Annotated in this window: 20 protein-coding genes; 13 read left to right on the top strand and 7 right to left on the bottom strand. The window is 35.0% G+C overall.

Features of this window, described 5'->3' with window-relative positions; genetic code table 11:
* Positions 1-219 precede the first annotated feature (219 nt).
* From GKZ88_RS10310 to GKZ88_RS10265, 10 genes are all read left to right on the top strand, one after another.
* The gene (locus GKZ88_RS10310) at positions 220-1,299 is read left to right on the top strand and encodes a pesticidal protein Cry7Aa (RefSeq protein ID WP_155102292.1); all 1,080 of its coding nucleotides are present in this window, start codon (positions 220-222) and stop codon (positions 1,297-1,299) included.
* Entirely contained in the window at positions 1,280-3,550 is a 2,271-nt protein-coding gene (locus tag GKZ88_RS10305) for a glycosyltransferase (protein ID WP_155102291.1), read from the top strand. The genes GKZ88_RS10310 and GKZ88_RS10305 overlap by 20 nt, the downstream gene beginning before the upstream one ends.
* Before the next feature lie 143 nt (positions 3,551-3,693).
* Entirely contained in the window at positions 3,694-4,251 is a 558-nt protein-coding gene (locus GKZ88_RS10300) for a TetR/AcrR family transcriptional regulator (RefSeq protein WP_155102290.1), read from the top strand.
* Positions 4,251-5,495 (top strand): beta-ketoacyl-ACP synthase II, encoded by a 1,245-nt coding sequence (gene fabF / locus GKZ88_RS10295; RefSeq protein ID WP_155102289.1) that lies wholly within the window; start codon positions 4,251-4,253, stop codon positions 5,493-5,495. Before GKZ88_RS10300 ends, fabF begins: the two co-directional genes overlap by 1 nt.
* Positions 5,496-5,752: 257 nt before the next feature.
* Positions 5,753-6,511, top strand: coding sequence for an ABC transporter permease (locus GKZ88_RS10290; RefSeq protein ID WP_155102288.1), 759 nt, complete (start codon positions 5,753-5,755; stop codon positions 6,509-6,511).
* A gap of 1 nt (position 6,512) precedes the next feature.
* Complete coding sequence (locus GKZ88_RS10285) at positions 6,513-7,292, top strand: ATP-binding cassette domain-containing protein (protein WP_155102287.1); 780 nt, start codon at positions 6,513-6,515, stop codon at positions 7,290-7,292.
* A 22-nt stretch (positions 7,293-7,314) separates the two neighbouring features.
* Positions 7,315-8,169 carry an MlaD family protein gene (locus GKZ88_RS10280; RefSeq protein ID WP_155102286.1) on the top strand — a complete coding sequence of 285 codons (855 nt, stop codon included), beginning with the start codon at positions 7,315-7,317 and terminating at the stop codon, positions 8,167-8,169.
* A 12-nt stretch (positions 8,170-8,181) separates the two neighbouring features.
* Positions 8,182-11,031 carry an AsmA family protein gene (locus GKZ88_RS10275; RefSeq protein ID WP_155102285.1) on the top strand — a complete coding sequence of 950 codons (2,850 nt, stop codon included), beginning with the start codon at positions 8,182-8,184 and terminating at the stop codon, positions 11,029-11,031.
* A complete protein-coding gene (locus GKZ88_RS10270; RefSeq protein ID WP_155102284.1) occupies positions 11,009-11,545 on the top strand; it encodes a low affinity iron permease family protein in 537 nt (178 codons plus the stop codon). The genes GKZ88_RS10275 and GKZ88_RS10270 overlap by 23 nt, the downstream gene beginning before the upstream one ends.
* Positions 11,542-12,741 (top strand): FAD-dependent oxidoreductase, encoded by a 1,200-nt coding sequence (locus tag GKZ88_RS10265; RefSeq protein WP_155102283.1) that lies wholly within the window; start codon positions 11,542-11,544, stop codon positions 12,739-12,741. The genes GKZ88_RS10270 and GKZ88_RS10265 overlap by 4 nt, the downstream gene beginning before the upstream one ends.
* A 94-nt stretch (positions 12,742-12,835) precedes the next feature.
* Here the strand turns inward: GKZ88_RS10265 and GKZ88_RS10260 are convergent, their stop codons facing one another.
* Positions 12,836-13,861, bottom strand: a complete 1,026-nt coding sequence (locus GKZ88_RS10260) for an AraC family transcriptional regulator (RefSeq protein ID WP_155102282.1) — start codon at positions 13,859-13,861, stop codon at positions 12,836-12,838.
* 184 nt (positions 13,862-14,045) lie between these two features.
* On the opposite strand from GKZ88_RS10260, the gene GKZ88_RS10255 reads away from it, so the two are divergent.
* The 3 genes from GKZ88_RS10255 to GKZ88_RS10245 all read left to right on the top strand — a co-directional run bounded on the left by GKZ88_RS10255 (position 14,046) and on the right by GKZ88_RS10245 (position 16,577).
* Positions 14,046-14,528: a DNA-deoxyinosine glycosylase gene (locus GKZ88_RS10255; protein ID WP_155102281.1), complete on the top strand. Its 483-nt coding sequence runs from the start codon at positions 14,046-14,048 to the stop codon at positions 14,526-14,528.
* A gap of 268 nt (positions 14,529-14,796) precedes the next feature.
* The gene (locus GKZ88_RS10250) at positions 14,797-15,231 is read left to right on the top strand and encodes a DUF6526 family protein (protein ID WP_155102280.1); all 435 of its coding nucleotides are present in this window, start codon (positions 14,797-14,799) and stop codon (positions 15,229-15,231) included.
* Between the two features lie 437 nt (positions 15,232-15,668).
* A complete protein-coding gene (locus tag GKZ88_RS10245) occupies positions 15,669-16,577 on the top strand; it encodes a hypothetical protein (RefSeq protein ID WP_155102279.1) in 909 nt (302 codons plus the stop codon).
* Positions 16,578-16,836: 259 nt separating this feature from the next.
* Here the strand turns inward: GKZ88_RS10245 and GKZ88_RS10240 are convergent, their stop codons facing one another.
* The 6 genes from GKZ88_RS10240 to GKZ88_RS10215 all read right to left on the bottom strand — a co-directional run bounded on the left by GKZ88_RS10240 (position 16,837) and on the right by GKZ88_RS10215 (position 26,497).
* Positions 16,837-18,855 carry a glycoside hydrolase family 97 protein gene (locus GKZ88_RS10240; RefSeq protein ID WP_155102278.1) on the bottom strand — a complete coding sequence of 673 codons (2,019 nt, stop codon included), beginning with the start codon at positions 18,853-18,855 and terminating at the stop codon, positions 16,837-16,839.
* A 25-nt stretch (positions 18,856-18,880) separates the two neighbouring features.
* Positions 18,881-20,128 carry a glycoside hydrolase family 71/99-like protein gene (locus tag GKZ88_RS10235; protein ID WP_155102277.1) on the bottom strand — a complete coding sequence of 416 codons (1,248 nt, stop codon included), beginning with the start codon at positions 20,126-20,128 and terminating at the stop codon, positions 18,881-18,883.
* Between the two features lie 185 nt (positions 20,129-20,313).
* The gene (locus GKZ88_RS10230; protein ID WP_155102276.1) at positions 20,314-21,816 is read right to left on the bottom strand and encodes a RagB/SusD family nutrient uptake outer membrane protein; all 1,503 of its coding nucleotides are present in this window, start codon (positions 21,814-21,816) and stop codon (positions 20,314-20,316) included.
* Between the two features lie 25 nt (positions 21,817-21,841).
* Positions 21,842-24,856 (bottom strand): TonB-dependent receptor, encoded by a 3,015-nt coding sequence (locus GKZ88_RS10225; RefSeq protein WP_155102275.1) that lies wholly within the window; start codon positions 24,854-24,856, stop codon positions 21,842-21,844.
* Between the two features lie 29 nt (positions 24,857-24,885).
* A complete protein-coding gene (locus GKZ88_RS10220; protein ID WP_155102274.1) occupies positions 24,886-25,968 on the bottom strand; it encodes a hypothetical protein in 1,083 nt (360 codons plus the stop codon).
* A 1-nt stretch (position 25,969) separates the two neighbouring features.
* Positions 25,970-26,497: a DUF5004 domain-containing protein gene (locus GKZ88_RS10215; protein WP_155102273.1), complete on the bottom strand. Its 528-nt coding sequence runs from the start codon at positions 26,495-26,497 to the stop codon at positions 25,970-25,972.
* Positions 26,498-26,687 lie beyond the last annotated feature (190 nt).

The following is a 26,687-nucleotide window of genomic DNA, read 5'->3' as shown; positions in this document are numbered from 1 at the left end:
TTCTCTTTACAAAACTCACTTGTTAATCTCATTCATATTAACTCTAAAAATTATTTTTATAACACAATAAGCTAAAAATGAAATCGCTCTTTAGATTATTACAATTCATTTACTCTATTTACAAAATTCCCATTTATAAGCGATTGAGTCATTTTTTTGATCGATTGGATTAATTGTCCCCTTGTTTCTAAAGTAATTTTAGATGAAAATTGAAAAATTATGGAAGTAGCAGTTGCAAAAAGCTTAACCGCTGTAAAACATGGTGTCATTTTAGAGAAAACAGAACGTGCTTTTGAAGAACTCGGAGTTCTAAATCCAGCAATTTATCAAGATGGAAACAATGTTCATATGTTTTACAGAGCTGCGAAAAGAGGAAATTTTTCAACTATAGGCTATTGCCGTTTTGAAGGTCCAAAAAATTTAGTTGAACGACATACAGAACCTATTTTTGTTCCTGAATATATTTATGAAATTCACGGCGTAGAAGATCCCAGAATTGTAAAAATTGACGATCGATTCTATATGACATATGTAACCTATGACGGCATAAATGCATGCGGTGCTCTGGCAACATCAAAAGATATAACCTCTTTTAAAAAGAAAGGCATTATAACGCCCCGATTTATTTTAAATGAATTTACAAACTTGATTCGCAAACACTTACAAACAGCAAGCATTGCCAGAATATTAGCTTTCAACACAGCAAGAAATTATCCGCTGACAGAAACAATGAAAGAAAATTTATATGTATGGGACAAAAATGTAGTTCTTTTTCCTAAGAAAATTGATGGGAAATTCATAGCTTTACATAGATTATTTCCTTCAATTCAAATATTTTCTTTTGAAAAAAAAACCGATCTGACGGTTGAATTTTGGAAAGACTACATCAAAAACTTACCAGACCATATTATTCTGGAACCTAAATATGACCACGAAACCAGTCATATTGGTCCAGGCGCCCCGCCTATTGAAACTGAAGACGGCTGGCTGTTGATTTATCATGCCGCCGAAAGACGTGAAAAAGGTCTAGTTTATCATGCCTGTGCCGCTTTGTTAGATCTTAATGATCCTTCAAAAGTACTGTCGAGATTAACAAAACCGATTATCACGCCATCAGAATATTATGAAAGACACGGTTATGTAAATTATGTGGTCTTCCCTACCGGAACTGCCATTTTTGATGACCTTCTATATATTTATTACGGTGCCGCCGATGATAAAATTGCAGTGGCCTCTTTGAACCTCAACGACTTATTAACTGAATTAAAACAGAATCCCCATGAAGACGATATCCAATAAATCCAAAATAGTTTTTTTATCTACTTTCCCGCCAACACAATGCGGTATAGCAACTTATACGCAGGATACAATCAAAGGAATCACCGATGTTTACGGTAAATCTATCAAATGCGAAATCTGTGAACTTGTTGATAAACCAAAAGAAAAACCTACACAGGCATTTACTTTAAACACAAAAAACAGAGAAGAATATGCTAAAACAGCCGAAGAAATTAATAAAGACGACGCTGTAAAATTAGTTCATATTCAGCATGAATTTGGTTTGTTTTCAGGAAACTATGGCGATTATCTTTTAGACTTTTTAAATGTCATTAAAAAGCCGGTTACGTTTACATTTCACAGTGTAATTCCGAATCCGAATAATGATTTAAAAACGTTTGTAAAACTGCTATTGAGCTACAGTAATTCGGTTTTTGTGATGACAAATAAATCGAAAGAAATATTGGTTAATGACTATGAAATTGACGAAAAAATAATCACCTGCGTACCTCACGGAACTCATATAGTGGTTTATGAAACTCCTGCTCAGGCAAAAGAAAAATTAAACATTGAAGATCGATTAGTACTTTCTACTTTCGGGCTTTTAGGCGAAGGAAAAAATATAGAAACCGGGCTTCAGGCGCTTCCAAAAATTATTGAAAAAGCACCAAATGCCTTGTATTTAATAATTGGAAAAACACACCCAAATTTAATTAAAGACGGTGTAGATACTTACCGCGAAAAACTGGAAGGAATTGTTGAGGAATTAAAACTTGAAAATAACGTTCGTTTTATTAATCAATATCTAGATACTGATGAACTTTTAGAATATCTAAAAGCAACAGATATTTATATGTTTACTTCCAAAGATCCCAATCAGGCTGTAAGCGGAACATTTGCTTATGCAATGAGCTGTGCTTGTCCTATAGTTGCCTCAAAAATTCCGCATACAAAAGAAGTCTTAACGCCAGATTCAGGAATATTAGTAGATATTGGAAATGTTGATCAATTTGCAGCAGCGGCAATCAAACTGATTTCTGATGAAAATTTAAGACATGAAATGGGAATCAATTCATTTACCAAAATGCGTGCTTCTTCTTGGGAAAATGCTGCCATTATACACATCAATACCTATAAAAACTTAATTGAAAATCCATCAGAAATTAAACACAGTTATCCGGCAATTCAATTAAACCATATCAAAAAATTAACTACAGAACTTGGTATTATCCAGTTCAGTAAAATTTCTATTCCCGATTTAGATTCAGGATATACTTTAGATGATAATGCAAGGGCATTAATTGCTTTTTGCATGCATTATAAACTGACTCAGGATAAAGAGGATTTAGCCTATATTCTAATCTATTTAGATTTTATTCAGCGCTGCCAAAAACCAAAAGGAGATTTTATCAATTATGTCGATCAGGAAAACCGAGAGCATATTGAACAGAATGCCGAAGTCAATTTAGAAGATTCAAATGCAAGGGCTATTTGGGCATTGGGAACAGTAGTCTCTCTTTCAGACATTCTTCCAGAAGCTATTATTAAAAAAGCGACTAAATGTTTATTGAATTCTTTAAAATGGACCGAAACTATTCAGTCACCTCGTTCTATTGGCTTTGCAACTAAAGGTTTATATTTATATCACGCGACGATTCCTAATTTATATGTTGCGGCAATAATCAGTAAACTAAATGCAAAACTGCTGGCAAATTATGAAGACACTGCGACGGAAGACTGGCAATGGTTTGAAAATTATTTAACCTACGGAAATGGAATTCTGCCAGAGTCTATGCTCTATGCTTACTTAATTACCAATAAACCTATTTACAAAAAAGTAGCTTTGGACTCCTTAGATTTCTTAATTTCTAAAACATTTGCAGATGGAAATTTTAAAGCAATTTCAAATCAAAGCTGGCATCATAAAGGTTCAGAACCAAGTCAATATGGAGAACAGCCAATCGATGTTACTTATACAATTCAAACTCTAAATACTTTTTATAATGCTTTTAAAACACCGCATTACAAAAAGAAAATGAAAGCTGCGTTTAACTGGTTTTTAGGCAAAAATCATTTAAATCAAATTATGTACAATCCAGTAAGCGGTGGTGGTTATGACGGACTGGAGAAAGAAAATATCAACTTAAATCAGGGTGCAGAATCGACTGTTTGTTTTTTGACTGCAAGATTATTAATGGAAAAATTAGCCTTATCGCAGTCAAGAGTTATTCCTTTAATGAAATCTCGAACTGGTATCGCAATTAATTCATAATATAACGGCAAAGCTGACCAAAATTCCTTTTAAACCCTTAAAATCCCTTTCTTAATGAAAGGGATTTTTTGTTTTGTTAAAAATAAACAAATAAATTTGCCTATCTACTAATAGGTAGTATCTTTGTCAAAAAAATTACTGCTATGACAACACGGGAAAATATTATAGAAAAAGCAGATCAGTTTATTCGAAACAAAGGCTATAATGCTTTTAGTTTTAAAGATATTTCAAATGATATTGGCATAAAAACCGCTTCTATACATTATCACTTCCCTACTAAATCAGATCTTGGAGTGGCGACTATAAAAGAACATATAGCAAGAACTGAAGCTTTGAAGAAAAAAGTAGCCAATGAATCTCCTTTAATACAACTTGAAGCTTTCTTAGCGGTACAGGCACAGATAAAAAAAGAAAATAAAGTCTGCATTGTGGGATCATTAGCAACAGATTTAAATACGCTGGACGAATCCATAAAAACAGAACTGCAAGGATTTGCTCAAATTGTAATTACCTGGCTGACGGAAGTTTTGATCGAAGGAAAAGAACTCAAAATATTTGATTTTGAAATGGCACCAAGAACAAAAGCTATAATGATAATAACCAATATGGTTGCAATTGTACAGCTTTCAAGACTAACAAATGATGATGATTTTGAATTAGTAAGAGAAACGATATTAACAGAATTAAGACCTAAAAAATAATGAAAAGAGTTGTAGTAACAGGATTAGGAGCCGTAACTCCTATTGGAAACAATGTTCAGGAATATTGGAATTCATTAATTAACGGAATCAGCGGTGCGGCTCCAATAACAAGATTTGACACCACACAATTCAAAACTAAATTTGCATGCGAAGTTAAAAACTTTGATGCTTCGTCTATTTTTGAAAAAAATGAAATAAGAAAATACGACCTTTTCACGCAATACGCATTATATGCAACAGATGAAGCGGTAAAAAATGCCAATATTGATTTCGACAGCTTAAACAAAAACCGAATTGGAGTTATATGGGGCTGTGGCGATGGCGGTATTTCAACTTTTGAAGAACAAATTGGAGAATATAAATTAGGAAACGGTACGCCAAGATTCAGTCCGTTTTTCATTCCAAAAAGAATTGTAAATATAGCCTCAGGAGTTATTTCAATTAAATACGGACTTCGCGGCATTAACTATACAACTGCTGCAGCCTGCTCTGCCAGCAATACGGCAATCATAGATGCTTTTAATTACATTCGCTGGGGCAAGGCAGATATGATGATCACTGGCGGTTCTGAGGCTTCTGTTACAGAATCTTCTATTGGCGGTTTTAATGCTTCAAAAGCATTGTCAACATTAAATGACGATCATACTAAAGCTTCGCGTCCGTTTGATAGTACCAGAGACGGATTTGTTTTAGGTGAAGGCGCCGGAGTTGTGATATTAGAAAGCTATGAACACGCGATAAAAAGAAACGCTGTAATTCTCGCTGAAATTGTAGGCGGAGGTTTAGCTGCCGATGCTTATCATTTAACAGGAACACATCCTGAAGGTGAAGGTGCCGTTTTAGGAATGGAACTTGCCCTTGAAGAAGCTGGAATTACACCAGACAAAATTGATTACATTAATGCGCATGCAACGTCTACTCCAACTGGTGATTTAAGTGAGCTTAAAGCAGTAGAAAAAGTATTTGGAATAAATCCTAATGCAAATATCAGCGCCACGAAATCAATGACCGGACATTTGCTTGGCGGTGCCGGCGCAATTGAAGCCATTGCCTGTATAAAAGCGGTTCAGGAAAATATTGTTCCGCCAACGATAAACACACAAGATGTAGAACCCGAATTTGCAGACAAATTTAATTTGACACTTGGAAAAGCACAATCCAGGATAGTTAATTATGCCATGAGCAATACTTTTGGTTTTGGTGGTCATGTGGCCAGTTCCATCTTTAAAAAATTTACAGAATAAATCTTAATTCCAATTGTAATAACATACATTTTTTGAAAAATCCCTTTCTCTCACGAAAGGGATTTTTTATTTGCAGAGACCACAACGTCAATATAGTATAAATATTGCGATTTGATGAAAATTATATAAGCATCCAAAAAAGTTGTGTAAAAGATTTTAACAAGTATTAGGGTAACTTTCATCTATAATTACAAAAGGCATATAAAACTGTTAAAAAACTGATTTACAATATGTTTTAACTCTAAAACAACATTATTTTGATCCTCAGCTTAAAAAATACATTCGCACAAATTGGCACTGCAACAGTGTTTGCATCGCGGTTTTTTAAGGAACTTTTAATTCCTCCCTACGAGGCAAAAGAGTTCTTAAAACAATGTTATGTTATTGGTTATAAATCGTTGCCATTAGTTGCTATAACAGGTTTTATAATGGGTTTGGTACTCACGATCCAGTCCCGACCTACACTGTCAAAATTTGGTGCCGAAAGCTGGCTTCCAGGAATGGTGGCGCTTTCGCTGATTCGTGAAATTGCTCCTGTAATAACAGCTTTAATCTGCGCCGGAAAAATTTCATCTGGAATTGGTGCCGAATTAGGTTCTATGAAAGTTACAGAACAAATTGATGCGATGGAAGTTTCAGCCATCAATCCTTATAATTATTTAGTTGTAACGAGAATTGCAGCTTGTACTTTAATGGTTCCTATTTTAGTGTTTTTTGCAGATGCCGTTGGAATTATTGGCGGTTATGTTGGCATAAATATTCATGGCGATGTCAATTTTTATCGCTATTTAACTCAAATTGTTCAGTCTCTGGAATTTCTGGATGTTATTCCTGCTACCATTAAAACTTTCTTTTTTGGATTTTTCATTGGAATGATTGGCTGTTTTAAAGGTTTTAATGCCGCAAACGGAACGGAAAGTGTAGGCCGAGCTGCAAACTCAGCAGTAGTTACAGCTTCTTTAAGCATATTTATTATTGATATGGTCGCAGTACAGATAACCGATTTATTTTTTTAAGATGATTAAAGAAGAAAAAAATATCGAACCAAAATCAAAAGATAAAAAGCAGACTCCTATCATTGAGATTAGGGATTTGCAGAAGACTTTTGGAAAAGACAATAAAGTTTTAAATGGCGTAAATCTGACCGTCAATAAAGGAGAAGATTTGGTCATTTTAGGACGATCTGGTTCAGGAAAATCAGTTACGATAAAATGTATTGTCGGATTGATAGAACCTGATAAAGGAGAAATAAAAGTTTTTGATGAAAATATATTAGATCTCAGCAAAAGTGAACTCAACAAAATGAGAGTCAGAATTGGTTTTTTGTTCCAAAGTGCCGCTTTATACGATTCAATGTCAGTTAGAGAAAATCTTGCTTTCACACTTAGAGCCCATAAAAGAGATTTAACTGCCGATGACGTTGAAAATGAGGTTCTAGAAGCTCTTGATAGTGTTGGTTTAAGTGATGCAATTGATAAAATGCCAGCAGAATTATCTGGTGGAATGAGAAAGAGAATCGGTTTGGCAAGAACACTGATTCTAAAACCTGAAATCATTTTGTACGACGAACCCACAACAGGATTAGATACGATTACATCAAGAGAAATAAGCGAACTAATTCTGGATATCAAACACAAACAAAAAACCTCATCGATAATCATTACGCACGATATGGCCTGCGCCAAATTAACTGCCGACCGAATTATGGTTTTAAAAGATGGAGTAATCCACGCCGAAGGAACGTATGAAGAACTGGAAAAAGATGAAGACGAATGGGTGCGCTCATTTTTTGAATAAAGCAAAATAAATTGTAGAAATCATGGAAAAGGAATCTGGATATACTTGGAAATTAGGAATGTTTGTATCAGTTGGTCTGCTGCTTTTTATTATGGCCATTTATTTTATCGGAAAACAAAAAAATCTGTTTGGATCTACTTTTCACATCAGTTCAAAATTTAAAACTGTAAGTGGTTTGGAAGTCGGAAACAATGTCCGTTTTTCTGGTATCAACATTGGAACTGTTGAAGAGATCAGGATTATAAACGATTCTTCTGTAGTGGTTTCAATGGTCATTAAAGAAGACGTTCGAAAATTCATAAAAACCGATGCCCGTGCCGGAATTGGTTCTGACGGATTAATGGGCGACAAAGTATTGACTATTTCTCCCGGAGTAAAATCAACAAAAATTATTGAAGACAACGGTGCGATAGCTTCTATAGACGGAATCGAAATGAATGACATCATGAAAAGCGTCAAAAAAAGCGTTGATAACGTTGGTGTAATTTCTGAAGAATTAGCCATTTTCAGCCACAGCATGAACAACGGAAACGGCGCTTTGGCAAGATTAGTTCGTGATGATAAAATGGCAAACAGTGTCACCAATACGCTTTCAAATCTAGAAAGTGGCACAAAAGGTTTCAGCGATAATATGGAAGCCGCAAAAAGCAATTTCCTTTTTAGAGGCTATTTCAAGAAAAAAGAGAAAGAAAAAGCTAAAAAAGAGGAAGAAATAAAAGAAAAACAAGAAGAAGCTCAAAAAGAAAAAGACGAAAAAGCCAAAGAAGAAAAGGAAAAGCAAGAAAAAGCTAAAGAAGAAAAAGCTAAAGAAGAAAAAGCAAAACAGGAAAAGCAAAAAGAGCAAGATGCTAAAAAAGAGCCTGAAAAAAAACAATAAAATTTCTACGCCATGAAAACTTCATATAAAAATATAAGCCTAAAAATTTTAAAATGGACCGGAATCACGTTAGCAGGAATATTACTTTTACTTTTTCTCATTCCGCTATTATTTCCCGGAAAAGTTGCCTCTGAAGTTAAAAAAATAGCCAACGAACGTTTGGACACAAAATTGGATTTTTCGAAATCTAAACTTTCCTTTTTTACTCATTTTCCATCGCTGACCGTTTCTTTAGATGATTTGTCTATGACGGGTTCTGCGCCTTTCAGCAAAGATACGTTGTTAAAAGCAGACCAGGTTGCATTTGGAATAAATCTGAAAAGACTGATTTTTGACAATGAAGTTAAAATCAACAAATTATACGTTTCTGATGCTTTAATAAATGTAATGGTAAACGAAAAAGGACAAGCCAATTACAATATTTATATTGCTCCAGAAGATAGAAAAGACGACAAAAAAGATCCTAACGCACCCGAAGAAGGAACTGCACTACGACTGGAAAGAATTGATCTTGAAAATTGTCATGTCAAATATAATGACCGATCGGCCAAAGTTTTAGTTGATGCAAAAGGTTTTAATTATATTGGAAAAGGAAACCTCAGCGAAGATATTTTTGATTTAAGTACCAATGCCAAAATCGACAATCTTGATTTTTACTATAACCGCACTGGCTATTTGAGAAGAAAAAATGTAAGCGCCGATTTAATTACCCGTATCAATACACACGCACTTTCATTTATTCTTCAAAAAAATGAACTTCATATCAATAAACTGCCCTTAAAATTCACTGGGCTTTTTACTATTTTAAGAGATGGGTATAAAATTAATATCAAAGCCGCTTCAGAAAATACAACCGTAAAAGATCTGCTTTCTGTAATGCCTCCCGAATATTTAACTTGGCTGGAAAAAACAGATATTTCAGGCCGAAGCGATCTTCTTTTTACTTTGAAAGGAGATTATAATGTCGAAAAAAAACAAAAGCCAAATTTAGCTTTCAATTTAAAAATTGATAAAGGCGCTGTAAATTATAAAAATGCTCCCGTACCGCTGACTGATTTTCAAATGGATTTGAATGCGATTCTCCCTTCTTTAGATATGGAACAACTGCTGGTAAATCTTCGAACTTTTAAATTTAAAGTGGGCGATAAAGATTATTTTAATGCCTATCTGCACAGCAAAGGATTTACCGAAATGACAATCGATGCCAGCGTAAAAGGCGCACTGGATCTTGCAGTTGTCGACGCTGCTTTGGGTTTAAATTCGGTTGATATAAAAGGAATTTTAAAGACAAATATTAAGGCCAAAGGTGTTTTCAGTACTTCAAAAAAACTTTTTCCAAAAACTATTGGCGGTATTGCGCTCCACAACGGCTGGCTGAAAACCGACTCCTATCCTAACCCAATTACTAATATTACTTTTGTTGCCAATGTACTCAACAAAGCGGGCACTTATCAGGATTTAATTGTGGCTGTAGCTCCGGCGTCGTTTGTTTTTGAAGGAAATCCGATGTATGTAAATGCTACACTTTCTGACTTTAATGATTTGGCTTATAATGCCAAATTTAAAGGTGAATTGAATGTTGGACGCATTTATCAGGTTTTCTCGCAAAAAGGAGTTGATGTAACCGGTTATGCAAAAGCCGATTTATCTCTTAAAGGAAAACAGAGTTATGCTACAACTGGACAATATAATAAATTGGATAACCGAGGTACCATTCTGCTAAAAAATATTAAAGCCACTTCTGAACTTTTTCCGAAGGCTTTCTTTATTAAACAAGGAAATTTTCGTTTTCAGAATGAAAAAATGTGGTTTGAAAAATTCAATGCGACTTACGGCAAATCCGATTTTGATATTAATGGATATCTTTTAAATACAATAAATTATTTTCTTGAATCAAACGGAACGCTGAGCGGCAACTTCGATATGAAATCAAAACTGATTAATGTTGACGAATTTATGGCACTTGAAAATGGTGAAAACAAAGACCGAAAACTCGAAGTTGATTATGCCAAAGAAGATCATCCGAAAATGAGCGGTGTCGTTATGATTCCGAAAAACTTGAATGTTTCCCTGACCGCAAATGCTGATAAGGTCGAATATAACGGCTTAGTCTTCAACAAACTTTCTGGCAAAACCGGAATTGAAAAAGGGAATTTTTATTTACAAAATGCCACTTTTAATATCATTGACTGCCTTTTAGGAATTGATGCTTCCTATAAAAACGAATCGCCCACAACAGCTCATTTTGATGCACATTTTACTGCTAAAGACTTTAGTGTTCAACGCGCTTACAAAGAAATACCGATGTTCCATGATATGGTAACGGTTGCTGAAAAAGCACAGGGAATTATTTCTGTTGATTATAATGTCAAAGGCGATTTAAACGGAAATATGGGACCCATTTATGAATCGCTGGAAGGAGGCGGTACCATAAACCTGCGTGATGTTCAGGTCAAGGGCTTAAAATTATTTGACGGGATCAGTTCAAAAACCGGGCAAAAAGGCCTTGACAATCCTGACATGAAAGGAATTGAAATTAAATCGACGATAGATAATAATTTAATTTTTGTTGAGCCTTTTACTTTTTCTGTTGCCAGCTTTAGACCCACAATAAAAGGTACAACAAGTTTTGACGGATTGCTCGATTTAAGAATGCGTTTAGGTCTTCCTCCTTTTGGAATTATTGGTTTTCCAATTGTGATAACGGGAACGCACGAAAATCCTAAAATAAAGATATTCAGTAAAACGGGACAAAAAATCATTGCCGCAGTTTATGATGAAAAACACAATAAAGTAATCAGGGAAGAAAAAGTAAGCAAACCAAAAAAATCTAATTCAAATGAAAACAAAAAATCAAAATAAAAATAGTGCTTTCGAAAAGTTCGCGAGTGCTGTTTGTAAAGCAACGGGAAGCACGCCGGCATTTATTATTGCTTTTTTAATTGTTGTTGTCTGGGCCGTTTCTGGGCCGTTTTTCGATTATTCAGAAACTTGGCAATTGGTTATCAATACAGGAACAACAATCATCACTTTTTTAATGGTTTTTTTAATTCAGAAAGCGCAGAACAAAGATTCACTGGCAATTCAGCTAAAGCTAAATGAACTCGTTGCTTCAAACGAATATTCCAGCAATAGTCTTGTTGATATTGAAAGTATGACCGAAGAAGAAATGGAAATTATTCAAAAATATTACCGCAGATTAAGTGAGCTTGCTAAAAAAGATGAAACCATCAGGACATCACATTCAATTGCAGAAGCGCATGAACAGCATGAGCGAAAAGACAAAAATAGAAATCAAAATAAAGCCAAGATTAAACCGGCTAAAAAACCAAATACTCCAACTGCCACAAAAACATCCAAAACCTCTAAAAAATGAAACTACGCTCAACCGAAACTTTCTGGCCTTTGAAATATAAAATGCAGGGAAGCTATCCGTCTTTAGATTCAAATATCGAAACACCAATTTTGATTATTGGTGGCGGTATTACAGGTGCATTAATCGCTTATAAACTAATCAGCGAAGGTAAAAAAGCAGTCTTAGTTGACCGACGCGATATTTGCAACGGAAGCACGGCCGCAAGTACCGCTTTGCTTCAGTACGAAATTGATGTTTCTTTACACGAATTAATCAAACTGCGAGGAGCAGATTGTGCTATAAACAGTTACAGAAACGGGAAAAAAGCAATTTTCGACTTGCGAATCATTATTGATACCATAAAAAGCGACTGCGAATTTGAGTTTAAAAAAAGCATTTATTTCTGCAGTCTCAAAAAGGATATTCCGTTTTTAAAGAATGAATTCAAAACTAGAAAACAGCATGGATTTGATGTTAATTGGCTCAGCAAAGCCGAATTAGAAACAATGGGGCTAAAAGCAATTGCAGCAATAGAATCTAAAACCGCTGCCGTTGTTGATCCGTATCATCTGGCGCAGGATTTAATTTCCTATTGTCAAAATAAAGGAATGCAAATTTATGACCGCACTAATATTGAATCCATAAAAAATCAAGGTGGAAAATTTATTGTCCAGACAGAGAATGGAAATCATATTATGGCGCATGATATTATACATTGTTCTGGTTATGAAAGTACCGAAACTCTAAAAGAAAAAGTTGTCGATTTAAAAAGCACTTACGTCATTGCCTCTGAAAGTTTGCCAGATTTGCCCGCTGTTTTCAAAAACTCTATTCTCTGGGATACTTCAAATCCGTATTTATATTTTAGAGCCACTGCAGACAATAGACTAATTATAGGCGGAGGCGATGAAGATTTTATAGATCCCAAAAAGCGCGATAAATTAATTCCCAAAAAAGAACAATATCTCCTAAGATCCTTCCGAAGAAAATTCCCGAACATCAATTTTAAGCTGGATTATTCCTGGGCGGGAACATTTGGAGAAACAAAAGACGGTCTTCCCTATTTTGGAAAACCAGATCCTAAAAAAAATGAACATTATGTTCTAGGTTTTGGCGGCAACGGCATCACTTTCAGCATCATCGGAATGAATTCAATTCTGGATTCTATCAATAATAAAAATAATATGGATTTGGAGTATTATCGATTTGGGCGATAATTTTAGGAACAAAGAGACAAAGTTGCAAAGAGACAAAGTTTTTATAGCTTTGTAGAACCTTTGCAACTTTGTCTCTTTGTCTCTTTGAACCTTTTTAAGCTGTCACAGCCATCGGATTCAAATTAAACTTATATTCTTTTGGACTGCAGTTAAATTTTTGTTTGAATATTTTTGAGAAATAACTTCTGCTGGTGAAACCAATGCAATAAACAATTTCAGAAATATTCAGGTCAGAAGTACGCATTAAAATCTCAGCTTTTAAAACCCTCATATGTGTGATATAATCATTGACCGTTCTATCATGAATCATTTTAAAACCTTCCTGAAGTTTGCTTGGCGACAATCCTGATTTTTTGCTCAGCGATTTAATCGTAAAAGCTTCTTCTGGACTGGATTTAATAAATTCTGAAAGCTCTTTTATTTCTTCCATTTCTTTTAATGTCAAGCAATTTGCATCTTTCGAAAAAGAATTTAAATCATCGCTGTGCTGCTGAATTTCCATTGCCAAAATAATTTTTAAAATGCCTTCTTTCAATAAATTTCTAACAATTCCGGTTTGCGTTACCGCGTTAAGCTGTTCTATTTTTTCGGCAATTTTCAAATTATATGAACCCATATAAAAGAAATTCTCCTCCATATTATTTTCAAAAAAAGTTTCTTTTACTTTCTGATTCAGTGATGGCATTAAATACGGCTGTTCGGTTTGAGTTCCAACAATAATCATTGTCAGTTTCGTATTAACATCTTTCTCAAAAAATAAAACATTATCCTGATGCTCATTAGATGTTAAAATTGCCGTCTGAAAAGTTTTAAACTTTCGCTCCTCGCCATTTATCCCAAAACTATGTGACAAACCGCCTTTTGAACAATATGCAAAATAAACCGGCGTAGACATCACATTTAAAAAGTCCATTCTAACAGCCGTCGAAAATGTCATATCAAACTGAACGTATGAAATATTATCATTAAAAGAAGCTCCAGTTATGGTTCCTTTTGCAAAACTATTATTAATCTCAAGCGTATATTCATCGAAATCAAAAGCTATTTTTCCATCAAAATTATCATTCAATTCATCAAATACGGTTTGAATTTGTTCTGTATGTATGGTAACTATTTTCATTTTGCGTACATTTAAATTTGACATTTAGTCCCGAAGCCTCGGGATAGATTTCTATAGATAAATCAATAAACCAAAGTTCGGGCAAGCGTTCTTGAAAATGTTATATAATTTTGAGGTTTTGTTTTATAATTACTTCGAAATGATAAATTTAACTCAAACAAAAAATTTCTTAATTCAAAAAAAAATGAAAAGCTTTTCATTCGAACCAATCGCAGCAAATGATTCTACAGTTCTGATTCTCGGCACAATGCCCGGCACAAAATCATTAGAACTGAATCAGTACTACGGACACAATCAGAATAATTTTTGGAAATTTATGTTTCTTATTTTCCAAGAAGATTTCTCATACGATTATGAAATAAGAAAAGCTTTGCTTCAAAAAAACAAAGTTGCGCTTTGGGACGTTTTACAATTTTGTGACCGAATAGGAAGTTTAGACAGCGCCATTAAAAATGAAATTGCGAATGATTTTGAAACGTTTCTAAAACTGCATCCAAACATCAAAACCATTTTTTTCAACGGACAAAAAGCGCATGCCTTTTTTAAAAAATATGTGGAGCTCCAAAAAACATATCAGCTTCATACACTTCCGTCTACAAGTCCCGCCAATGCTGGAAAATCTTTCGATTCAAAATTAGCCGAATGGAAAATTATTACCACTCTGTAAACAAATCAGTTGAAATCATATAACATTTTCAAATTAAAATATAACATAATCCTTGCAGCTCGTTTTAACTTTACTATCAAGAAATAAAAGCCAAAAAAGAAGAAGATTTACATGCACAATGAAGGCTTTTTTCAAATAAATAGAATTACGAACTGAAAAGTTCAGAGTATAAAGAAAACATTGGTTATGTTAGTTTATTTTGAGAAATAAAGCTATTCTAATTTTTAGAGTAGCTTTGTTTTTTTAATCAATATCTAAAAACGCAATTATGAAAGTTCAAACCTATTACAATCACATACGATTTTATACACCTCATCATTTTATATATTATCCCATTTTAACGATTTTTTTATTATTCAGCATCTATTTTGCCTGCACTACAAACGACGCACTGATATGGTCGTTTATCAGCGTAGGTTTCATTTTTCTGTTCTTTTTAGCCTTTATGCTCCGCCAGCATTATGCTTTAATTTTGCAAAACCGAATCGTGCGTTTAGAAATTCGCTACCGTTATTTCACCCTGACCGGAAAAAGGTTCGAAGAATTTGAATACAAATTAACTGATGATCAAATATTTGCACTGCGTTTCGCGCCCGACAGCGAATTTTTACAGCTTCTTGAAGACGCACTAAAAAACAATCTTTCCGGCGATTCTATCAAAAAAGCAATAGTCCACTGGAAAGCCGATTATAATAGAGTCTAGCTTTAATTGTGAATTGTTAATTATAAATTCCTCTTCATGTCGCCCTGAGCGAAGTCGAAGGACTCGTAATGTATAAATTCAACATGCAAACTTTGCGTAATTATTTTGCACTCAAAAGCTCATAATTAACAATTAACAATTTATAATTAAAATTGGGCGTGCCACCATCCCGATAAGAGGGCAAATTACTACACGCATATACGCCCTCTTATCGGGATGCTGTCGGGCTATCCGCGTTGCTTCGGCAACATGCTCCTATCCCTCACGCGGCATCCATTTTCAAAAGAAATTTTGGCCATCATAAAACCTCTTATTTTCATATTAAACTGATAATCAAATGAATTAGCTAAATAATAAACCGTAAAAACTGAAATGAATGATTTTTTTTGTTAACTTTAAGTGTTAAAAATTTATCAAAAACTCTAAAATTAAATCCGATGAAAAAATTAATTTGTTTTATGATAGTTTGCCTCTTTTGGATTACGGCAAAAGCACAAACCACCGCCGAAATTCCAGCTGATACTTTACCCGCCATACATAATAGCTCCGATGAAGTTCAGAATTATGATCCAGAAGATTTGCCTTGGCATGCACGACGCTTTAAATTCACAGCTGGAGCATTTTTTCCAGTAAATAATACACAAGTCGAAGTAGGAAGCAATAATGGTAATTTTGGAAATATGATCGATTTTGAAAAAGATCTCGGTTTTAATAAAAGCAGTACGTCATTTGCTGCTGCTTTTGAATGGCGCATTTCAAGAAGATCAAGACTGGGTTCTGAATATTTTTATTTGAACAGAAAATCAACAAAAGTCCTTCAAAAAGATATAGAATTTGGTGATCATACCTATCCAGTAAATGCAACTGTTTCAGCATTTCTAGACAATCAGATTATTAGAATATACTACGGTTACGCTTTTGTATCAAAACCAAAATATGAAATAGGTGCTTTAATAGGTGCACATGTTATGTTAGTAGATGTAGGTCTGAGTCTCGAAGGGCAAACACAGCAGCTTTCCTTTAGTGATGATTTTGGTGTGACTGCGCCATTGCCAGATCTTGGAGTTTGGGGAGAATTTGTACTAGGCAAAAAAGTGGGACTTTATGCTAACTTTAATTACTTCGCCATAAAAATAAATGATATCGACGGCCGTATTTTGAGTTACAACCTTTCTGTATTATATAATTTGTATAAAAATTTCAGTATAACAGCAGGATACACCGGTTTAAACATCAGAGTTGATGCTGAAAAAGAAAGACTAAATGGTTTCTTTAAATGGGGTTATAACGGGCCGACAATAGCTTTAACTTATTCTTTTGGAAAACATATTCAGCTTCATAAATAAAAGTTGCTAAGAGGCTAAGATTCTAAGTTTCTAAGTTTTTTTTACCGCAAAGCACGCAAAGGATTACGCAAAGTTCGCAAAGTTTTTTACACAAAGCTTTGCGAACTTTGCGTTTGTGAACACAATCTTGACAAAAAAACTTTGCGTGCTTTGCGGTTAACTTGAAACTTGAAACAAAAACAAGCCCGAAATCTTCTGAAAGAAATCGGGCTCATCTGCTCAAACTTAACTAAAATAAACGCAGTTATTACTAACTCAACTAATTTAACGGAGTGAATTTTATAGTTGTTCCCCCTCCAGCTGCCAATTTGATATTAATTACACTTTTACTATTTACTTTTTGTTTTGAAATCGTAACCGGATACGGATTTGTTTTATAATCGGCTCCTGCTCCATCTGCATAAATTGTTGCTTCATATTCTTTTCCGGCATCTAAAAAGGATAATTCTACTTTTAATTCTCTTGCCTCTTTATTGGTAATCGAACCCAAATACCAGTTTTTCTCGTCCCAATCTTTACGAACAATAGTCGTGTATTCGCCAATTTTAGAATCCAAGACTTTGGTATCCGACCAAGTGCAAGGAACATCTTTTATAAATTGAAATTCAGGTTTGCCAACATAATTTTCAGGCAAATCAGAAGCCATTTGCAACGGACTGAAAATAATCACATACAAGGCCAATTGATTTGCTAAAGTGGTTTGAACTCTCGCTCCAGAAGGTGTTTTATAATCAAAATTAAAATTCCCGGGAGTATAGTCAAAAGGCCCTGAAAGCATTCTTGTAAATGGCAAAGTTGTTAAATGCTGTGGTGTATTGCCACCATCAACAGACCAAGCATTATATTCCTGTCCTCTCCCGCCTTCCTGCGACATAAAGTTTGGATACGTACGCTGAATTCCCGTTCCTTTCATTGGCTCATGATTATCGATCATGATATGATATTTAGCCGCCGTTTCAATTACTTTTCTATAATGACGCGCTCCATACTGACTGTCGTGCCATTCTTTTTTATCCAGATATTTGTTCACATAGCCCGTTTTAACCGAATTGACACCCATTTTTTGATACAATTTAAAAGCATCTTCAAGCTGGCTTTCATAATGTTTTGAAGCGCCGGCCGTTTCATGGTGACCAATTAAGCGGACATTTTTTATGGCTGCATATTTTGTAATTTCTTCCAAATTAAAATCGGGATATGCTTTTGTGAAACTAAATGCAGATCCGTCGGCAGTCCAGTCTCCGTCCCAGCCTTCGTTCCAGCCTTCCACCAGAACGCCGTCAAAATTGTTTTTCGCAGCAAAATCAATATATTCTTTCGTATTTTTTGTTGTAGCACCGTGTTTTGGACCTTGACCCCAAGTGAATTTTTCTAAATGCATTCCCCACCAAATTCCGATATATTTTGATGGTGTAATCCAAGAAAGATCTTCAATTTTCGAAGGCTCATTTAAATTCAGCATAATGGTTGAAGTTGCAACATCACCAGGAGTTTTTCCAACCACAACGGTTCTCCAAGGCGTCACAAAAGGTGTTTCAGCATATACTTTTACACCATCTGCCCAAGGCACTAAATCACTTTTGTATTGTTTGTCGCTTGTTTTTAAAAGTGTCATTGAAGCAAAATCAGTCAAGTTAGCTTCGTGAATTGCCACATACAATTTCTCTTTTGTTTCAAAAGTTGCCGGAGTATTAATTGTATCCGTTTTACTGATTGGCGTTTTACGGTATTCGCTTTCATAATAACTGTTTTCGCGATGAACAGGAATCCACCAAACATCATTATTTGATTTAAAAGTAAACTGCGTAACTTCATTCGAAATTTTCACTGTGCCCAAATTTGGCTGTTTTGGAAAAGAATAACGAAATCCTACGCCATCATCAAAAACTCTGAAAATAATATCTACAAGACGCTCCTCGCCTTTTGCTTCTTTCAAGTGAACAATTAATTCATTATGATGATCTCTTACTTTTTTAAATTCTCCCCAAGGCTGTTCCCAAGTTTCATCAGATGTTTTTTCTTCGGTAGAAACCACTTCAAAACCATCCGTCATTTTTTGAATTCCTTGAAACTCAAAACCCAGCAAAGAAGGCTCAATCACCGATTTTCCGCCAGAAGTAAAACTGTATTCAGGCTGTCCAGAAGGCGTTAATTCAAAAACTAATTCGGTGTTTTTTCCAGGAGAACTTATTTTATAGGTCGTTTTTTTAGTACCGCAGGCGCAGATCAGCATTGAAGCTAAAGCAATCAGGCAGTATCTATATCTTATGTTTTTCATTATTTAATTGTATTAATTACAACTGTTATTTTATTTCGCTTACTACTTGTTTTGCTTTTGCGGGCTGCATCGAAACAAAATAATTAAAAGCCTGGTCTAATTTTTTCTGAGCGTCGGCATTGCCTTTCTTTTCTACTCGTAGGTTATATAGTTTGCTGATGTCTGCAAAATAGGATTCGGTGTTTTTTACGCCGGCAAACGTTTTCACTTTTTCGATGTAATTGTAACCAAATTCAACTGTCGGCTCAAACATGGTTCCTTCGCCAAAGTCATTCCACGTAATCAATTGCAGATAGCTTAAGTTTGCATTTTTAGCCAGATTAAGGGTTTCATCAAGTGTTGCTCCATTATTGTGTTCAATTGTCCAGCCAATTGCCGCTCCGCCTCCGCCTTCGGCATAAAAATCTTTAAAACCAGGATAAGCACTTCCCATTGCAACCGAAAGTTTTGGTTTTGTATTAGTGTACCAATTCGTTAAATAAGTACTGTTTTTATACACCCATGAATATTCGCCAGAAGCATTATCTCCTGCTTCTACAGATTGATCCCAAAGCGTCAAGAAAGCTGGTTTTGCAGATAACGTGCTAAAAATGTTTGTCCATTCGGCTGGTGTCTGCAATACAATTGGTCCGAAATTCAGCAATAATGGTTTCCCGTTTATTTTGATGTAGTTTGGATTAGAAAAATAATTGGTCTGCATATAACTTAAATCCGTTTTTGCAGCGCTGGTTACAGAGATTGCTTTTCCTGCATCGACTACATTTTTTGTAACTCGATCTTCGTAAACAATCGCATATTCAAGTCCAACTTTACTTAGCATGGCGATTAACTGCTCTGTATTTTCTTTTACCATTCGGTAATCGTTCACATCATAAGTGCCGTACCAATCGATTAAAACACCATCAATTCCCGAATATTTCATCAATAACAAATGATTTTCAATCACATTTTTGTCGCCCGAATGATAAGGCCCAATCAGCGGATAATAATAAGATGCAATTTCCCTGCGGTTGTTTGCTCCAATATTATTTGGATTTTTATTTGCCATTGTCCAGTGATAGCCCCATTTTTTATCGGCACTGCTTTCATTGGTTTCAAACCAAGGCATATAATGAACATATATTTTGGTGCTGTTTGTTTTTTCAATCGCGACTGGTGCAAGTGTTTCAGGCTCGGTTGGTTTATCAGAACCTTTGTCATCACTGCTGCTACATCCAGAAGCGACTAAAATGTTCATTATTCCAAAAAACAATAAGGTGATATATCTTTTCATATTGATGTAATTTGTTTTTTATATTTTTTGCCACAGATTAAAAGATTAAAAAGGATTTCTTATCATATAATAATCTGTGAAAATCATTTAATCTGTGGCTAAAATATTTTTTATAGAAGCCAACTGACTTAAAAATATGTCAGCCTTCCACGACTAACCAACATGGAAGACTGACATTCAATAACCTAATACCCAGGATTCTGTTTTAGGTTTTTATTTGTTGTTAAAACGGTACTTGGAATAGGGAAAATTGCTCTGTATTTTTCTGTAGTTCCTTTTTCCCACCAGGCTAAGAAAAATGTTCCAAAACGGATGTTGTCTGTTCTTCTTCTTCCTTCAAAAGTAAATTCCTTAAGCAATTCTTGATCAATAAAATGAAGATCAATTGTTGCCGGCATTGCTTCACCTGCACGCGCTGTTACTTGCTGCAAGAACGGTTTTGCCAAATCTGGAGAGCCTAAACGAACGTAACATTCTGCCTGCATCATTAAAATTTCAGCATAACGAATTACAACTAAATCGTGATCACGTTCCCAAGTTTCACCTTCTTTCATTTCATATTTGCCTAAACGGACACCTTGATTTTCTTTAGCATCAGCAACACTTGTAACTTCTTCAGTATAAGTCAACTTTTCACCGTTATCCATAACGATAACTTGTCCTGTCGCTTTATTAATTTGATCTCCGGCAACCATACATTTTTTTCTTTTGTCAGTATCATCAAAAGCAGAAAATACTCCTGGCTGTGCACACATTCCGTTTGCGCTCCATGGATAATCTCCAGTAGCAGAAACAGTCAATTTATGCAAGTAATGACAAGACATTGAATTCATATAGTTTCCAACAGTTCCTGCTTTTGAATCGTAAGGAATTGCAAAAATGATTTCCGGTGATTTTTGATTTTCTGTTGCGAAATTGGCAAAGAAATCTGGCGTCAAAGAGTAACCAGAAATTTTTTGGCACATGTTAAGACAATCCTGCCAACGTGCAGTTCCAATAAAAGCTTCAGAGTTTAAATACAACCTAGCCAATAAAGAATAGGCCACATTTTTTGTCATTTTAGAATACACCACATTTGAATTTAAATGCGGAATAGCATCTGTAAGCTCCTTTTCAACAAAATCATACACTTGTTTTCTAGTAGAATTTGATGGAAGCGACGTGTCCTCAAAATTGGTTACGATTGGCACATTTCCAAATAAATCTAAAAGATTATAGTAATAATAAGCTCTCAAAGCTTTTAATTCAGCATAAATTGGCGCTTTTGCATTATCTGTCAAAGACGATTTATCGATTTGATAAATGATAGAGTTGATCTTTGCAATTCCCGTATAATTGTAACGCCAGGCCGAAAGAATCATTCGGTTATCTGCTTTCCAAGTATGTTTTTGTGCATCCTGATATTGTCCGCCATCGTACCAGTTTGTACCTCTGGTCGGAATTGTCGCTTCATCAGAAACCGTTTCAGTTAAAAAGAATACATATTCGCAAGTTGGATAATTGTTTGAAATTCCGTCAGCGAATCCTCTTAGAGAAGAATACGCCCCTCCAACTAATGCATCAATTTCCTTTGGAGTATTTCCAAAATTTCCATCTTCTACTTTATCATATAAATCTTCACTTAAATCTGTACATGATATCGTAAAAAGCATGCTTATTAATATTGCTGCTGTTATTTTGATTTTCATTTGTTCTATTTTTGAGTTAATTCGCTTAGTTATTTAGCGTAAAATTTAATCCAACAGAGATTGTTGTTGGTCTAGGATAGTTATTATATCTGTCGATACCCGGAGATGCTAAACCTGTTTGATCAATGACACCGTTTACGCCGTTTTGCGCATTTAAGCCAATCTCTGGATCAACACCTTTATAACTTGTGAAGACAGCAAGATTTTCTCCCATTAAATAAAATCTAAGTTTTGATTTTTTTTGCAAACCAAGAGGCATCGTATAACCAAAAGAAACGGTCTGAAGTCTGAAGAAAGAAGCATCTTCAATCCAGTAATCTGAGTATTTTGGAGAAGATGTTATCCCGCTTCCTAAGAAATCATCTGGAACATTGTAAGCCGGTAATCTGTTTGGATCATTCAACATCATGTTTGTTGCATTTAATGCTTTTTGGCCAAACATTCCGTAACCGCTGATTCCAAGATCAAAATTTCCATATGTAAAATTCATTCCAATACCTAATGTCAAATCTGGCTGAATATTTCCTAAATCTGTTTTATCAGCATCTACTAAAGCACTTTCTGGAACAACAGTTCCTGCTGCATTGTAGTATTGTATTTTTCCAGTCGAATCAAGACCAGCATTTCTGAATCCCCAGAAAGTTCCAACAGGATAACCCTCAGCAATAATTTGAGAATATTGTCCAGACATACCTGCTAAACCGTGTAAAGAACCACTGTAAATAACATCTGTTTTATAAGTTGGATTCGAAAGTTTTTCGATTTTTTGAACGTTGTGCCCAAGTGTCAAATTAGCATTCCAATTGAATTTTGATCCTTTAATAATGTCGGCATTCAAAGTAAGTTCCACTCCTTTGTTTGACATTTCACCAACGTTTGCCAGCATCGTTCCAACTAAATAAGGAGGCTGAGGCACTTCGTAAGTGTATAATAAATCATCAGTATTTTTAGAATACCATTCAAATGAACCCGTAATTCTGTTGAAAAGCGTAAAATCAAAACCAATATTTAATTGTTTAGTTGACTCCCATTTCAAATCAGGATTTGGATTTTGTTGTGGCGAATAAGCCAAACTCCAAGTTCCTGTAACAGGATCGTAGTAACTGTCATTTCCAACTCCTAGAATAGAAAGTGATTTGTACTCTCCAATTCCGTCTTGATTACCGGTTACTCCATAACCCACTCTCAATTTCAAATTGTCAAGCCAGCCTTTTGTAGCATCCATAAATCCTTCGTTAGAAATTTTCCAAGCCACAGAAGCTGACGGGAAAGTTCCCCATTTATTGTTTTCTCCAAAACGGCTTGAACCGTCTCTTCTTACCGTTGCAGTCAGCAAATATTTTCCGTCATACGAATAATTTGCACGAGCATAAAATGAAACCAAATTTGATTTTCCTTTATACGAATACACATCACCTAAACGATATTTGTAACCAGCTCCTAAATTATTATAGCCGAAAGCATCAGTTACAAACCCGCTTCTTTGTGCTCCAAAACCTTCGTAAATGTTCTCTAAATAAGAATACCCTGCCAATGCGCTGATAGTATGTTTATCGATAACTTTATTATAATTTACATAAAGTTCGCCTTGTGCATTTGTATATTCTGCGTATGTTCTTTGAGCATAACCGCCTTCTGTCATTCCTTCTAGAACAGCATAACTTGGTTTATAAGTGCCTCCTTTAACTGCATTATGTTCTAAAGAAATATTGGCAACAGCCAAGAAATCATTCAAAAATTTAACTTCTGTTTTAAAATAACCTAAAAGTCTGTGTCTTTCATTATCAACTGTTCTGTTTGTCAAAAGTTCAACCGGATTGTAGTAAAGATTACCCGCTACAGATGAAAATTCTCCAGTTGGCGTATAAACCGGAATTGTTGGATTCAGGTTATAAGCATATTCAAAAATTCTGTAATCAACTGGTTTCCATTTGTCGATGTTGGCAAATAATCCCATGTCAAATTTTACATCTTTATTTTCTCCAAGATATTGATAAGCACTAACGTTTCCGCTAAGTCTTTCTAAACCAGAATTTTTGATAACCCCTTCGTTATTTAAGTACGAAAGTGAAGTTCTAAAACCGCTGTCAGCTTTACCGGAATTGATCGTTAAAGTGTGTGATTGTGAAATGGCTGTCTGCTCGATTGCTTTTTGCCAATTTGTATTTGCACCATAATCAACAGCATCTTTATTTCCTGTAGTACGAACATAATTTCTCCATTGATTTGCTGATAAAAGATCTAAATTATCATTCACATAACCAATACTTGACAAACCGCTATACGTAACAGAAACTCCTTTTGTACCCGATTTTGTTGTGATAATGATAACTCCGTTTGCTCCTCTAGAACCGTAAATAGCAGTCGCTGAAGCATCTTTTAAAACGTCAACTGTTTTGATATCTGAAGGCTGTACAATGTTGATATCAACACCAGCAATTCCATCCACTACAATTAATGGGCTGTTGCTTGCTGTTAATGAAGTTCCACCACGAAGACGCAATGTTGAACCTGCTGCAGGATCACCTGAAGGGCGAATAACATTTAAACCTGCTACTTTTCCCTGCAAAACTTGTTCTGTAGAAGAAATGGTTCCTTTTACTAAATCATCTGCTTTTACAGTTGAAATTGCTCCGGTCAAATCTGATTTCTTTTGCGTTCCGTAACCTACCGCTACAACCTGAACTTCAGCTAATTGATAACCGTCGTTTTGTAAACGAACATCAATATTTTTTGTTGCCGAAGTGATTTGAACTTTTTGAGTTGTTGATCCAATAAAAGAAACTTCAATCGAACCTCCTACGGCTACCATCAAAGTAAATTTCCCGTCAAAATCTGTTGTGGTGGCATTTTTTGTGCCCACCTCAATTACCGAAGCGCCCGGCAATACAGTGCCTGCATTGTCATACACAGTTCCTGATACCTGCTTTTTTTCCTGAGCAAACATTCCTGCCGAAAGAAAAAGCATGAAAATCATGAATACTGCAGTTTTAGTAGTCCACATTTGATGCAGGACTATTTTTTTATTTTTACTATTCATTAGAATTGATGTTTTAATTTGATAGTGAATTATTTGTCTAAAGTTTTAAGAGGAATTTTGGTATCAGAGATTGTTTTGTCTTTGTTGTCTTTTACCAAAACATGAATCTCATTCAAACCTTGAACACCATTTAGCTCTGAAACTAAATTGACAAATCCTTTTATCTCAGCTGTTCCTCCTGAAAACTCGCCAGAAAATGTTTTGCTGCCTGCAGTAATGGTATAAAGCAGTTTGTTTACACCAGGCTCATTGTTTTTTCTAGACATTCCAAGGAAATCTTTTTGGCTGATAACTGTTGGAAAAAAGCTGAAACTTGGCGGCGGCGGCGGAATAAATTCTCCTGCATAAATAATTTGGTCTCCAGAATTTGTTGTCCAATCTTTTGCTACCATCAGGAAAGTAATATTTTCCATAACAAAACCTGCTGGCGGATTGTAATATTCCTGTGGAATCAAATCCATTCTATAAAAGCCATTTCCAAGATCTTTTAATTTTGTTTTTTCAGATACATCTGGAAGCCATGCCTGATATTCCTGCAAAACGGCCCAATTGTTTAATCCTGAATGAAAATGCACACTAGGAACACCTGCAAAACCATCTTTTAAATTAGAGTTAAATAAAATACTAACCGGTTTATCGATTAAAGGTTTTGTTGGATAGGATCTGATCAATTCGTTTGCAGTATAAAATGAAGAAAAATCAGTATACGGCATATTGGCAACGTCACTTTGTTTTGATCCATTTTTGTTTTTCAAACGAAACCAAAATCCCGCACTTGCAGCAATTTCTTCTGGCGTTTTAGAAAAATAAAGTGTTGGCGTTAAAGTAAAACTCCAGATTTTATTTCCCTCATATTTTAGTTTTGCAAAATCAGATGAGTTTTCCCAATGTCCTGCATCTGGTTCTGATGGAGACCAAATCCAGATATAAACATCTTCCGTCTCCGCAAAAGTGGTTCCCGAAAGATCAAAGTACCAAGTTACTTTTTCATCATATTTGTACACAACAGGATAGGATGACATACTGCCTACGGCTCCGGCTGCGTCTTGCGCCTGAATGAAATTAGGAGCCATCAAAAGGGCAAGTAAAATTGTATATATAAACTTTTTCATATTACTTTTTATTAATAGCAGTTAATTTAAACACGTAAGACACGAATGGCGAACCTCCAGAGGAATGAACTAATTGGAATTCTAATTCGTCACTGCTTCCTGGAACCGATGATAATTTAAGCTCATCTGTTTTTTGTGTTTTTTGAGCATCATTGAACAAATAGATTTTTGTTGCACCCAGATTTGTTGGCTGAAAATCTGAACTAAGCGCCCAGTAGCCTTTTGGTGCAAATAAAGGAGGAACATTTCCTGTTACTTCATAACTTGTTGGCTGGTTCTTTTCGTCTACATTGAATTTAATTTTAAAATCCTCGTAATTAAAGTACGTACTCAAGTTTTCTTCGTTAGGTTCGACTTTGTTTGCTTTCGCAACCTCATCAACCATTTTCAAGTTTGTTAATCCCCAATTTCCATTTAGTTTCTCATAAAGGGTAATCGGATCAACGTAGCTTCCGTCGTCGGTATTATCACAGCCTGTGGCCATTAAACCCAAAACAACAGCTAACCAATAAATACTTTTACATCTCATAAATTTGTGGTTTGTTTGTTAGTTTTTTTGTCTTATAAAAGACAGAACGAAACTAGATGTTAAATAAATCTAAAAAAAAATATCTGAGAAAAATCAAGATGAAATTGAAAGAATACCCTATTTAATTAATTGAAAATCAATAATTTATATTATTTTTATAATTCAAAAAATCAAGATGCTGTTTAGATGA

This window comes from Flavobacterium sp. LC2016-01, assembly GCF_009711135.1.
Lineage (GTDB): Bacteria > Bacteroidota > Bacteroidia > Flavobacteriales > Flavobacteriaceae > Flavobacterium.
This window is presented reverse-complemented; position numbering and strand designations above follow the sequence as displayed.